Origin of the sequence: Xanthomonas sp. SHU 166 (genome assembly GCF_000364685.1) — a bacterium.
GTDB classification, from domain to species: Bacteria; Pseudomonadota; Gammaproteobacteria; order Xanthomonadales; family Xanthomonadaceae; genus Xanthomonas_A; species Xanthomonas_A sontii.
Genome location: NZ_AQOJ01000485.1, coordinates 1 through 10,976, shown reverse-complemented (window position 1 = coordinate 10,976; position 10,976 = coordinate 1). Strand labels below are relative to the sequence as shown.

The window sequence follows — 10,976 nt, the reverse complement described above, 5'->3', positions numbered from 1 at the left end:
TACGCGCTGGTGCTGGTGCTGCCGCCGCGCCAGCGCGAGGAAGCGCGGGCGCTGCTGGCGCGCGCCGTGGCGCTGGCCGCGCCGGGCGGCATGGTGGTGGCCTGCCAGGCCAACAACGAGGGCGCGCGCTCCGGCGAGGACGACCTGCAGCAATTGGCTGGACTCGGCGGCAAGCTGACCAAGCACCACTGCCGGGTGTACTGGACCGCGCCGCTGGACGGCGGCCACGACGCCGCGCTGCAGCAGCGCTGGGCGACGCTGGATGCGGTGCGGCCGATTCTCGACGGTCGCTTCCGCAGCCGCCCGGGCGTGTTCGCCTGGGATCGCATCGACCCGGCCTCGGCGCTGCTGGCCGAACACCTGCCCGCCGATCTGCGCGGCCGTGCCGCCGATCTCGGCGCCGGCTACGGCTACCTGTCGGCCGAACTGCTGGCGCGCTGCCCGCAACTGACCGCGCTGGACCTGTTCGAGGCCGACGCGCGCGCGCTGGCGCTGGCGCGCGCGAATCTGGCGCAGGCACCGGCCGGCCCGACGCTGGGCTTCCACTGGCACGACGTGACCACCGGACTGCCGGGGCAGTACGACGTCATCGTCAGCAATCCGCCGTTCCATGCGCCGGGGCGGATGGAGCGGCCGGACATCGGCCGGCGCTTCATCGCGGTGGCGGCGCAGGCGCTGGCGCCCGGCGGGCGGCTGTTCCTGGTCGCCAACCGGCATCTGCCCTACGAGGCGGTGCTCGACGCCAGCTTCGGGGAGACCGAGGTGCTCGCCACCCGCGACGGCTTCAAGCTGATCCACGCGGTGCGCAGCCGTGCCGGAGCGCGCCGATGAAACTGGTCAAGCACCTGGCCAACCTGGGCTACGGCAGCCGCAAGCAGGTGGCGCTGATGTTCCGCGAGGGCCGCATCACCGACGCCGAGGGCGAGGTGCTGTACGCCGACGATCAGGTGCCGCACGCCACGATCCGCGTCGACGGCGAGCCGCTGGACCCGCCGCCCGGGCTGATCCTGGCGCTGCACAAGCCGGTCGGCTACACCTGCTCGACCAAGGATCCGGGACGCATCGTCTACGACCTGCTGCCGCCGCGCTTCCGCCTGCGCTCGCCGCTGCTGTCCACGGTGGGGCGGCTGGACCGCGACACCAGCGGTCTGCTGCTGATGACCGACGACGGCGCGCTGCTGCATCGCATCGTCTCGCCCAAGGCGCGGTTGGCCAAGGTCTACGAGGCCACCCTGGCCGAGGACCTGCGCGGCGACGAGGCCGCGCAGTTCGCCAGCGGCACGCTGATGCTCGACGGCGAGACCACGCCGCTGCTGCCGGTGCAACTGGAGACGCTGGGGCCGCGGCAGGTGCGTGTGGCCCTGCACGAAGGCCGCTACCACCAGGTGCGGCGCATGTTCGCCGCCGTCGGCAACCACGTGGCCGCGCTGCACCGCAGCCGCATCGGCGGCTTCGGCTTGGACGATCTGCCCTCGGGGCAGTGGCGGGTGCTGGAGGCGGCGGACGTGGCGCGGTTGTTCGAGGGCCGGGATTAGGGCTTGGGGATTCGGGATTGGCAAAGGCGCGATGCTCCTCGCACCGCGGCGAATCCCGCTTTTACGAATCCCGAATCCCCAATCACGAATCCCGCTCCCCAACCGCCCGCTTCCAGCCCTCCAGCCCCAGCTTCTCCAGGGTCTGCAGATTGCGCTCGACGATCACGTCCGCGTCCGGGAAGGCGGCCACTGCGCGTTCCACGCTGTCCTCGCGCAGCAGGTGCAGGGTGGGGTAGGGCGCGCGGTTGGTGTAGTTGCCGATGTCGTCCGGTGCGGTGCCGGCGAACTGGTACTGCGGATGGAAACTGGCGACCTGCAGCACGCCCTGCAGGTCCAGCGCCTCGATCGCGGCGTCGGCGTTGTCGAGGAAGTCGTTGTAGTCGAGGAAGTCCTGCAGCACGTCCGGGTGCACGATCAGCGTGGTGTCGATCTGCTCGGCCGGGGTGTCGCGCAGCAGCACCAGTTCCTCGGCCAGCTGTTCGAGCAGTGCCTCGGGCGTACTCGCATCGCTGAGCACGAAACGCACCTGCTGCTTGACGTACACCGCCTTGGCGAACGGACACAGGTTCAGCCCGATCACCGCGCGCTCCAGCCATCGGCGGGTCAGGGCGATCGGGTCGTCGGAGGCGGGGGCAAGCGAGGTGGGAGGCATGGCGTCGGCGGCGGCGAAGGGGCGGCGCGCGTGGGCACGGGGCCGCGCGCGGCGGCCAGTGTATGCCGGATAGGCGCCGGTGGCCGGGGTTACGGTGCGTTCCAGCGGTTGTAGGACACGTCCAGCCACGGCGGATGCTCGGCATACATCTCGCGGATCAGTTGCTTGGTCAGTTCCACCAGGCCGGAGTCGTCGTTGCGGCGATAACTCATGATGATCGGCGAGGTGGCGTGTTCGTCGTCGATCAGGCGGTAATGCAGGTCGCTGCGCATCGACCGCGCCGAGGCCGGGATCAGGCAGATCCCGCTCTCGGCCGCGACCAGGCCCAGCGCGGTCTGCAGCTCGCGCACCTCCTGCAGTTCGCTGGGATGCGCGCCGTGATCCTGCAGCAGCGACAGCACCTGATCGGCGAAGCTGGGGCGCGGATGGCTGGGATAGAGCAGCAGCCGTTGCCCGGCCAGCGCCGCCGGCGGCAGCGGCGCGTCCTCCGCGGCCAGCGGGTGTTCCATCGGGATCGCCGCGACCAGGCGCTCCTCGCGCAGGACCAGGCGTTCGACATGCTGGTCGCTGCTGCGCACGCGGCCGAAGCCCAGGTCGATGCGGCCTTCCTTCAGCGCTTCCACCTGCTGGCTGGACATCAGCTCGACCAGGCGCACTTCCAGGTCCGGTCGCGCCTGGCGCAGGCGCCGCACCACCGTGGGCAGACCGCCGTACAGGGTGGAGGCGACGAAGCCGATCGAGGCCACGCGGCGCTCGCTGCGGCCGAGCCGGCGCGCGGCCTCGGTCATCTGCTCGACCCTGCCCAGCACCTGCAGCGCTTCCTCGTAGAACAGCCGTCCGGCGTCGGTGAGACGCAGCGGGCGGCTGCGCCGCACCAGCAGCGGCACGCCCAGTTGCTGTTCGATCTGCTGGATCTGCCGGCTCAGCGGCGGTTGCGCGATATGCAGGATTTCTGCGGCACGGGTGAAGTTGCGTTCGCGGGCGACGGCCACGAAGTAGCGGAGTTGACGCAGATCCATAGACGCTCGCTGTGGCGGAAAGTTACATGACATTCAAAGTATGCTGTGCTGCAGCAAATCATGAACGTCTAGGTTTCCCGCCATACTATATCTTCAGGGTATGAAATGGTGCTGCATTCAGTCTTGGACGGCAGTGCCGTGCCGGGCCAAGAATCGGCGCCATGTCACCGCACCCCACCACCGCCACCGTCGAACGCGTCGAGACGCTGCTGCTCGACCTGCCCACGATCCGCCCGCATCGCCTGTCGATGGCGACCATGCGCGGACAGACCCTGATGCTGGTACGCGTGCATTGCAGCGACGGCATCGTCGGGCTGGGCGAGGGCACCACCATCGCCGGGCTGGCCTACGGCGCGGAGAGCCCGGAGGGGATGCAACTGGCGATTGACCGCTACATCGCGCCGCTGCTGGTCGGTGCCGACGCCAGTGCGGTGCAGGCGCTGATGCAGCGTGTCGGCAGCATGGTCAAGGGGAACCATTTCGCCAAGTGCGCGATCGAGACCGCGCTGCTGGACGCGCAGGGCAAGCGGGTCGGACTGCCTGTGTCCGAACTGCTGGGCGGGCGCCAGCGCCAGCGCCTGCCGGTGGCGTGGACCCTGGCCTCCGGCGACACCGCGCGCGACCTCGACGAGGCCGAGCGCATGCTCGACGCGCGCAGGCACAACGTGTTCAAGCTGAAGATCGGCACGCGAGCGGTGGCCGAGGACGTGGCGCACGTGGCCGCGATCAAGCGCGCGCTGGGCGCGCGCGCCGCGGTGCGCGTGGACGTGAACATGGCCTGGAGCGAGACCGAGGCGGTGCGTGCGCTGCCGGCGCTGGCCGATGCCGGCTGCGAACTGGTGGAGCAACCGGTGGCGTCGCTGGCATCGATGCGGCGGCTGATGCGCCGCTTCCCGATCGCGTTGATGGCCGACGAGATGCTGAGCGGCCCGGAAAGCGCCTTCGAGGCGGCGCGACGCGGCGCGGCCGACGTATTCGCCGTGAAGATCGAGCAGTCCGGCGGCCTGTACGCCGCGCAGAAGGTCGCGGCCATCGCCGATGCCGCCGGCATCGGCCTGTACGGCGGGACGATGCTGGAAGGGGCGATCGGCACGATCGCTTCGGCCCATGCCTTCGCCACCTTCGCCAACCTGCAATGGGGCACCGAGCTGTTCGGTCCCTTGTTGCTGACCGAGGAGATCCTCGCCGAGCCGCTGCGCTACGAGGATTTCCAACTGCACTTGCCGTGCGGACCAGGCCTGGGCATCGCCCTGGACGAGGCACGGGTGGACGCGCTGCGCCGCGATCGCCGCCGCATCGTGATGCCGGTGGCTACCGGCGTGGAGGAATGAACATGTTGTTTCACGTGAGCATGGAAGTGAACCTGCCCGGCGACATGCCGACCGAGCGTGCCGAGCAGCTCAAGCGCGACGAAAAGGCGCGTTTCCAGCAGCTGCAGCGCAGCGGCCAGTGGCGCCATATCTGGCGGGTGGTCGGGCAGTACGCCAACGTCAGCATCTTCGACGTGGCCGACAACGCCGAACTGCACGCGCTGCTGCTGTCGCTGCCGTTGTTTCCCTACATGCGCATCGCGGTCACCCCGCTGTGCCGCCATCCCTCGTCGCTGTACGAGGACGATCGCTAGTCCCGCACCACGGGCGCTTCCTCGGGAGGGGAACGTCTCAAGGCAGCCAACGCAACCATGAGCAGAGAAGGAACCAGACGATGAGCGTCAAGATTTTCGAGACCCCGGAGGTGCAGGCGTTCCTGCGCACGGTCAGCGGCCTGGAGCAGACGGCCGGCGACGCGCGCGTGAAACGGATCGTGCATCGCGTGCTGTCGGACCTGTTCAAGGCCATCGACGATCTGGATGTCACGCCCGACGAGTACTGGAGCGCGATCGCCTGGCTCAACGACCTGGGCGCGGCAGGGCAGGCCGGGCTGATCTCGCCCGGGCTGGGCCTGGACCACTTCCTGGATCTGCGCCTGGACGCCATCGACGCGCAACTGGGCATCGACAATCCGACGCCGCGGACCATCGAAGGACCGCTGTACGTGGCCGGCGCGCCGGTGGCGCACGGCTTCGCCCGGCTCGACGACGGCAGCGACGAAAACGGCCATCCGCTGATCATGCATGGCACCGTGTACGGCGCCGACGGTCGTCCGTTGCCCGGCGCCAGCGTCGAGGTCTGGCACTGCGACACCCGCGGCTTCTATTCGCACTTCGACCCCACCGGCAAGCAGGCGCCGTTCAACATGCGCCGCACGATCATCGCCGATGCTCAAGGCCGCTACCGCTTCCAGAGCATCGTGCCCAAGGGCTACGGCGTGCCGCCGGGCAGCCCGACCGAACGCCTGCTGTTCGCGCTCGGCCGCCATGGCCAGCGTCCGGCGCACATCCACTTCTTCGTCGGCGCCGACGGCCACCGCAAGCTGACCACGCAGATCAACATCGCCGGCGACCCGCTGGTCAACGACGACTTCGCCTACGCCACCCGCGATGGCCTGGTGCCGGATCTGGTGGAACGCAGCGACGAGGCCAGCATCCAGGCCAACGGCCTGAGCGGCCCGTTTGCCGAGATCCAGTTCGATTTCCGCCTCACCGCACTGGTGGAAGGCGTGGACAACCAGGCCAATCCGCTGCGCCGCCGCGTCGCCGCCTAGTTTCCGCCGCGTCACGGGGCACGCTGCGCGTCGCCCCGTGCCGGTCACTGCCGCGGCCTGCGGTTGCCAACGCAGGCCGCCGCCATTCTCACAGGAGACACCCCCATGTCTGCCGTCATCGCCCCTGCGGCCGCGCTCGACACCCTGCTCGCCAATGCCGTGCAGGACGATCCCGCCGCGGGACAGTTCCGCTGCCGTCGCGAGATCTTCACCAGCGCCGATCTGTTCGAACTGGAAATGAAGCATCTGTTCGAGGGCAACTGGATCTATCTGGCGCACGAGAGCCAGATCCCCGCGCCGAACGACTACTACAGCACCTACATCGGCCGTCAGCCGGTGGTGATCACCCGCGACAAGCACGGCGAACTGCACGCGGTCATCAACGCCTGCGCGCATCGCGGCGCGATGCTGTGCCGGCGCAAGCACGGCAACAAGGGCAGCTTCACCTGTCCGTTCCATGGCTGGACCTTCTCCAATACCGGCAAGCTGCTCAAGGTCAAGGACGAGAAGACCACCCAGTACCCGCCGCAGTTCGGCCAGGACGGCAGCCACGATCTCAAGCGCGTGCCGCGCTTCGAGAGCTACCGCGGCTTCCTGTTCGGCAGCCTGCGCGAGGACGTGGCGCCACTGCACGAGTTCCTGGGGCAGACCCGGATCATCATCGACCAGATCGTCGATCAGGCGCCGCAGGGGCTGGAAGTGCTGCGCGGCAACTCGTCCTATGTCTACGACGGCAACTGGAAGCTGCAGATGGAGAACGGCTGCGACGGCTACCACGTCAGCACCGTGCACTGGAATTACGCCGCCACCATGAGCCGGCGCAAGCAGGAAGGCACCCCGGCGGTCGATGCCGGCAGCTGGAGCAAGAGCGTCGCCGGCGTGTACGGCTTCGAGAACGGCCACATCCTGCTGTGGACCAAGACCATGAACCCGGAAGTGCGCCCGGTGTACGCGCAGCGCGAGGAACTGGCGCAGCGCCTGGGCGCCGACCGCGCCGCGTTCATCGTCGAGCAGACGCGCAACCTGTGTCTGTATCCGAACCTGTTCCTGATGGACCAGTTCTCCACGCAGATCCGCGTGGTCAGGCCGCTGGACGTGGACAAGACCGAGGTCAGCATCTTCTGCTTCGCGCCCAAGGGCGAAAGCGCGCGCGACCGTGCGCTGCGCATCCGCCAGTACGAGGATTTCTTCAACGTCTCGGGGATGGGCACCGCCGACGACCTGGAGGAGTTCCGCGCGTGCCAGGCCGGCTACGCCGCCGGCGCGGCGCCGTGGAACGATCTCAGCCGCGGCGCGCCGTTGTGGATCGACGGCCCCGACGAGAATGCGCGGCGGATGGGACTGGCGCCGCTGCTGTCGGGCGAGCGCAGCGAGGACGAAGGCCTGTTCGTGCGCCAGCACGCATACTGGGCGGAGGCGATGCGCGAGGCGATCGCACGCGAACGCGAGGGTACGGCATGAGCACCGACTACCAGACCATCTGCGCCTTCCTGTACCGCGAGGCGCGCCTGCTCGACGACCGCCAGTGGGACGAGTGGCTGACCCTGTACGCCGAGGACGCGGTGTACTGGATGCCGGCCTGGGACGACGACGACCGCCTCACCGACGATCCGCAGTCGCAGATCTCGCTGATCTACTACGCCGATCGCTCCGGGCTGGAGGACCGCGTGTTCCGCATCAAGACCGAGCGCTCCGGCGCCTCCACGCCGGAGCCGCGCACCAGCCACAACCTGAGCAACATCGAGGTGCTGTCCGAGCACGGGCAGGACATCGAGGTGCGGCACAATTTCCACACGCTCAGCCATCGCTACAAGGTCACCGACCAATTCTTCGGCACGGTGACGCTGACCCTGCGCCGGCAGGACGACGCGCTGCGCATCGCGCGCAAGACCATCGTGCTGAAGAACGATTACATCCGCCAGGTCGTCGACGTCTACCACGTCTGATCGGCACGCACCTGCGAGCAACCGCCATGTCCTATCGCATCGCGCTGAATTTCGAAGACGGCATCACCCGCTTCATCGACTGCAACGACGGCGAGACGGTGCTCGACGCCGCCTTCCGCCAGCGCATCAACCTGCCGATGGATTGCGCCGACGGCGTGTGCGGCACCTGCAAGTGCCGCGCCGAACGTGGGCGCTACGATCTGGGCGAGGACTACATCGAGGACGCGCTCAGCGCCGATGAAGCCGCCGCCGGCATGGTCCTGACCTGCCAGATGCGGCCGCAGTCGGACTGCGCCGTGGCGGTGCCGGCGACCTCGCTCGTCTGCAAGACCGGGAGCGTGCACTTCCAGGCCACGGTGGCGGCGGTGGTCGCGCATGCCGACGCCGCGCTGGAACTGACCCTGGAGACGATCGGCCCGGCGCCGGCCTTCCTGCCCGGCCAGTACGTCAACATCGCCGTGCCCGGCAGCGGCCAGTTGCGCGCGTATTCCTTCAGTTCCGCGCCGGGTGCGTCCACGCTGACCTTCCTGATCCGGCGCGTCCCCGGCGGCCTGATGAGCGCCTACCTGGACGCGGCCACGCCGGGACAGGTCCTGGACCTCAACGGCCCGCTGGGCAGCTTCTACCTGCGCGAGATCACCCGGCCGCTGCTGTTGCTGGCCGGCGGCACCGGCCTGGCGCCGTTCCTGTCGATGCTGGCGCAATTGCAGGCCAGCGGCTGCGCGCATCCGGTGCATCTGATGTACGGCGTGACCCGCGGCGCCGACCTGGTGCTGCTGGAGCGCCTGCAGGCGCTGGCCGAGCAGGCCGACTGGTTCACGTTCGATACCTGCGTGGTCGATCCGGCGGCGGCGCATCCGCGCACCGGCTACGTCACCGAGCACCTGCCTGCGCACGCCCTGCACGGCGGCGACGTGGACGTGTACCTGTGCGGACCGCCGCCGATGGTCGAAGCGGTGCGCACGCATTTTTCCGGCATCGGGCTGGTTCCGGCCGCCTTCCACTACGAGAAGTTCACCCCCAGCGCCGTGGCGCCGGTGCAGGAACGGGCCGCATGAGCGCGCGTTTCGCCGGCAAGGTGGTGGTGGTCACCGGCGCGGCGCAGGGCATCGGCCTGCGCGTGGCCGAGCGTGCCGCCGCCGAGGGCGCACGGCTGGTGCTGGTGGACCGCGCCGCCCATGTCGCCGAACTGTCCCAGGCACTGGCGCCGGCCGAAGTCGCCACGCTGGTGGCCGACCTGGAACACTACGAGGAGAACGCGCGGGCGATGCAGTTCGCGCAGGCGCAGATGGGCCGCATCGACGTGCTGGTGAACAACGTCGGCGGCACCATCTGGGCGCAGCCGTACCAGGAATACACCCCGGCGCAGATCGAGGCCGAGGTGCGGCGCTCGTTGTTCCCGGCGCTGTGGGGATGCCGCGCGGCGCTGCCGTACATGATCGCGCAGGGCGGTGGGGCGATCGTCAACGTCTCCTCCATCGCCACCCGCAGCATCCATCGCGTGCCGTACGGCGCGGCCAAGGGCGGGGTCAACGCGCTGACCGCGTGCCTGGCGTTCGAGCACGCCGCGCATGGCATCCGCGTCAACGCGGTCGCCCCGGGCGGTACCGAGGCGCCGCCGCGGCGGGTGCCGCGCAATGCCGATGCGCAGAGCGCGCAGGCGCAGGCCTGGTATCAGCAGATCGTCGCGCAGACCGTGGAATCGAGCCTGATGAAACGCTACGGCACGCTCGACGAGCAGGCCGCGGCGATCCTGTTCCTGGCCTCGGACGAGGCTTCCTACATCACCGGGACGGTGCTGCCGGTGGGCGGCGGCGACCAGGGATGATCCACCCGCCCGGCCCGCCGTGCGCGCGTCGCCGCGGCCTGTCGCCACGCACCGGCGGCGCCCACTGACCCCCGTGTCCTCACCTCTGTCCTTTCCTGGAGCGAACGCCATGCAGTCCCCTCTCTTCGACCCTTCGCGGCTGGCGCCGGACGTGCTGGCGGTGTTGCAAGGCATGGCCGCCAGCGGCGCGCCCCCGCTGGAGACCCTGCCGATCCCGCAGCTGCGCCAGGCCTACGGTCAGATCGGCGCGCTGCTCGGCGGCACGCCGTTGCCGGTGGCCGAGGTCCGTGCGCTGACCGCCACGGGGCCGGCCGGTCCGATCCCGCTGCGCCTGTATCGGCCGGTCAGCGCGCCGCAGGCCACCGCGGCCATCGTCTATCTGCACGGCGGCGGCTGGAGTGCCGGCGATCTGGACACCCACGATCCGGTCTGCCGGCGCCTGGCGCAGGCGGCCGCGTGCGCGGTGGTGGCGGTGGACTACCGGCTGGCGCCGGAACATCCGGCCCCGGCCGGCCCGCAGGACGTGGTCGCGGCGATCGCCTGGCTGGCGGCGCACGCCGGCGAGCTGGGCCTGGATGCCGGCCGCCTGGCCGTGGCCGGCGACAGCGCCGGCGGCAGTCTGGCGGCGGTGGCCTGTCAGCAGTTGCGCGGCAGTGCGGTGGCGCTGCGCGCGCAGGCGCTGTTCTATCCGAGTACGGATCTGTCGCCGGCATCGCAGGACTTTGCGGCGCGCCACGAGAACGCGCATGTGCCGCCGCTGACGCTGGCGGTGATGCAGGCGATGTCGGCGCCGTTCGTGGCCGAGTACGACCCCAGCGACAGCCGGCTGTCGCCGCTGCGCGCGGCCGATCTGCGCGGACTGCCACCGGCCTTGATCTACACCGCCGCCTGCGACGTGCTGCGCGACGACGGCCGCCACTACGCCGATGCCCTGCGCACGGCCGGGGTGGCGGTGGAGTACGTCGAACTGCCGGGCATGGTGCACGGCTTCGTCGAAATGGCCGGCGTGCTGCCGGCCGCCGTGCGCGCCATCGAACATGCCGCCGCCTTCCTGAGCGCGCGACTGGCATGACCGGCAACCCCGATTCCCAGGAGAACACCCGCATGAACGATACGCTTTTGCTGCAGCACGATTTTTGGCACGGAGCGCTTTTCACCGGTCAGTGGCAGGCCGCCACCGAGAGCGCGGAGGCGATCGCGCCGGCCAGCGGAGAGCAGCTCGGCCGCGTCGGCCTGGCTGGCCCGGCGCAGGTCGCGGTCTCGGCCGCCGCCGCTGCGCAGGCGCAACGCGGCTGGGCCGCGGCGCCGTATGCGCAACGCGCGCAGGTACTGCGCCAGGCCGCGCAACTGGCC

The 10,976-nt window shown here is 69.9% G+C and carries 13 protein-coding genes; 11 read left to right on the top strand and 2 right to left on the bottom strand.

Annotated elements, in window-relative coordinates; genetic code table 11:
• Together D180_RS12735 and D180_RS12730 are read left to right on the top strand one after the other, a co-directional pair.
• On the top strand, positions 1–831 hold an 831-nt coding region (locus D180_RS12735; RefSeq protein WP_017913089.1), incomplete at its 5' end, for a methyltransferase.
• Positions 828–1,535 carry a pseudouridine synthase gene (locus D180_RS12730; RefSeq protein WP_017913088.1) on the top strand — a complete coding sequence of 236 codons (708 nt, stop codon included), beginning with the start codon at positions 828–830 and terminating at the stop codon, positions 1,533–1,535. The genes D180_RS12735 and D180_RS12730, both read left to right, overlap by 4 nt.
• An 82-nt stretch (positions 1,536–1,617) precedes the next feature.
• Here D180_RS12730 and D180_RS12725 read toward each other — a convergent pair whose 3' ends face one another.
• On the bottom strand, positions 1,618–2,187 hold the full coding sequence (locus D180_RS12725) for a DUF1415 domain-containing protein (protein WP_017913087.1): 570 nt from the start codon (positions 2,185–2,187) through the stop codon (positions 1,618–1,620).
• 89 nt (positions 2,188–2,276) lie between these two features.
• Positions 2,277–3,206, bottom strand: coding sequence for a LysR family transcriptional regulator (locus D180_RS12720; protein WP_017908774.1), 930 nt, complete (start codon positions 3,204–3,206; stop codon positions 2,277–2,279).
• A 161-nt stretch (positions 3,207–3,367) separates the two neighbouring features.
• Here D180_RS12720 and D180_RS12715 point away from each other — a divergent pair, with 161 nt between their 5' ends.
• The 9 genes from D180_RS12715 to D180_RS12675 all read left to right on the top strand — a co-directional run.
• Positions 3,368–4,537, top strand: a complete 1,170-nt coding sequence (locus D180_RS12715; protein WP_017913086.1) for a muconate/chloromuconate family cycloisomerase — start codon at positions 3,368–3,370, stop codon at positions 4,535–4,537.
• A gap of 2 nt (positions 4,538–4,539) precedes the next feature.
• Entirely contained in the window at positions 4,540–4,830 is a 291-nt protein-coding gene (catC, locus tag D180_RS12710; RefSeq protein WP_026143319.1) for a muconolactone Delta-isomerase, read from the top strand.
• 80 nt (positions 4,831–4,910) lie between these two features.
• Positions 4,911–5,849 carry a catechol 1,2-dioxygenase gene (gene catA, locus D180_RS12705; protein WP_017913084.1) on the top strand — a complete coding sequence of 313 codons (939 nt, stop codon included), beginning with the start codon at positions 4,911–4,913 and terminating at the stop codon, positions 5,847–5,849.
• 105 nt (positions 5,850–5,954) lie between these two features.
• A complete protein-coding gene (locus tag D180_RS12700; protein WP_017913083.1) occupies positions 5,955–7,310 on the top strand; it encodes a Rieske 2Fe-2S domain-containing protein in 1,356 nt (451 codons plus the stop codon).
• The gene (gene benB / locus D180_RS12695) at positions 7,307–7,795 is read left to right on the top strand and encodes a benzoate 1,2-dioxygenase small subunit (protein ID WP_017908779.1); all 489 of its coding nucleotides are present in this window, start codon (positions 7,307–7,309) and stop codon (positions 7,793–7,795) included. Before D180_RS12700 ends, benB begins: the two co-directional genes overlap by 4 nt.
• A gap of 26 nt (positions 7,796–7,821) precedes the next feature.
• Positions 7,822–8,853, top strand: a complete 1,032-nt coding sequence (gene benC / locus D180_RS12690; protein WP_017913082.1) for a benzoate 1,2-dioxygenase electron transfer component BenC — start codon at positions 7,822–7,824, stop codon at positions 8,851–8,853.
• A complete protein-coding gene (locus tag D180_RS12685) occupies positions 8,850–9,623 on the top strand; it encodes a 1,6-dihydroxycyclohexa-2,4-diene-1-carboxylate dehydrogenase (protein ID WP_017908781.1) in 774 nt (257 codons plus the stop codon). Before benC ends, D180_RS12685 begins: the two co-directional genes overlap by 4 nt.
• Before the next feature lie 109 nt (positions 9,624–9,732).
• Entirely contained in the window at positions 9,733–10,695 is a 963-nt protein-coding gene (locus D180_RS12680) for an alpha/beta hydrolase (protein WP_017908782.1), read from the top strand.
• On the top strand, positions 10,692–10,976 hold a 285-nt coding region (locus tag D180_RS12675), incomplete at its 3' end, for an aldehyde dehydrogenase family protein (protein WP_043090932.1). The genes D180_RS12680 and D180_RS12675, both read left to right, overlap by 4 nt.

Bases quoted from the DNA above. Each gene is read 5' to 3' on its own strand.
- D180_RS12720 (WP_017908774.1), bottom strand. From the start codon at position 3,206: ATGGATCTGCGTCAACTCCGCTACTTCGTGGCCGTCGCCCGCGAACGC.
- catC (WP_026143319.1), top strand. From the start codon at position 4,540: ATGTTGTTTCACGTGAGCATGGAAGTGAACCTGCCCGGCGACATGCCG.
- benB (WP_017908779.1), top strand. From the start codon at position 7,307: ATGAGCACCGACTACCAGACCATCTGCGCCTTCCTGTACCGCGAGGCG.
- D180_RS12685 (WP_017908781.1), top strand. From the start codon at position 8,850: ATGAGCGCGCGTTTCGCCGGCAAGGTGGTGGTGGTCACCGGCGCGGCG.
- D180_RS12725 (WP_017913087.1), bottom strand. From the start codon at position 2,187: ATGCCTCCCACCTCGCTTGCCCCCGCCTCCGACGACCCGATCGCCCTG.
- catA (WP_017913084.1), top strand. From the start codon at position 4,911: ATGAGCGTCAAGATTTTCGAGACCCCGGAGGTGCAGGCGTTCCTGCGC.
- D180_RS12680 (WP_017908782.1), top strand. From the start codon at position 9,733: ATGCAGTCCCCTCTCTTCGACCCTTCGCGGCTGGCGCCGGACGTGCTG.
- benC (WP_017913082.1), top strand. From the start codon at position 7,822: ATGTCCTATCGCATCGCGCTGAATTTCGAAGACGGCATCACCCGCTTC.
- D180_RS12715 (WP_017913086.1), top strand. From the start codon at position 3,368: ATGTCACCGCACCCCACCACCGCCACCGTCGAACGCGTCGAGACGCTG.
- D180_RS12730 (WP_017913088.1), top strand. From the start codon at position 828: ATGAAACTGGTCAAGCACCTGGCCAACCTGGGCTACGGCAGCCGCAAG.
- D180_RS12700 (WP_017913083.1), top strand. From the start codon at position 5,955: ATGTCTGCCGTCATCGCCCCTGCGGCCGCGCTCGACACCCTGCTCGCC.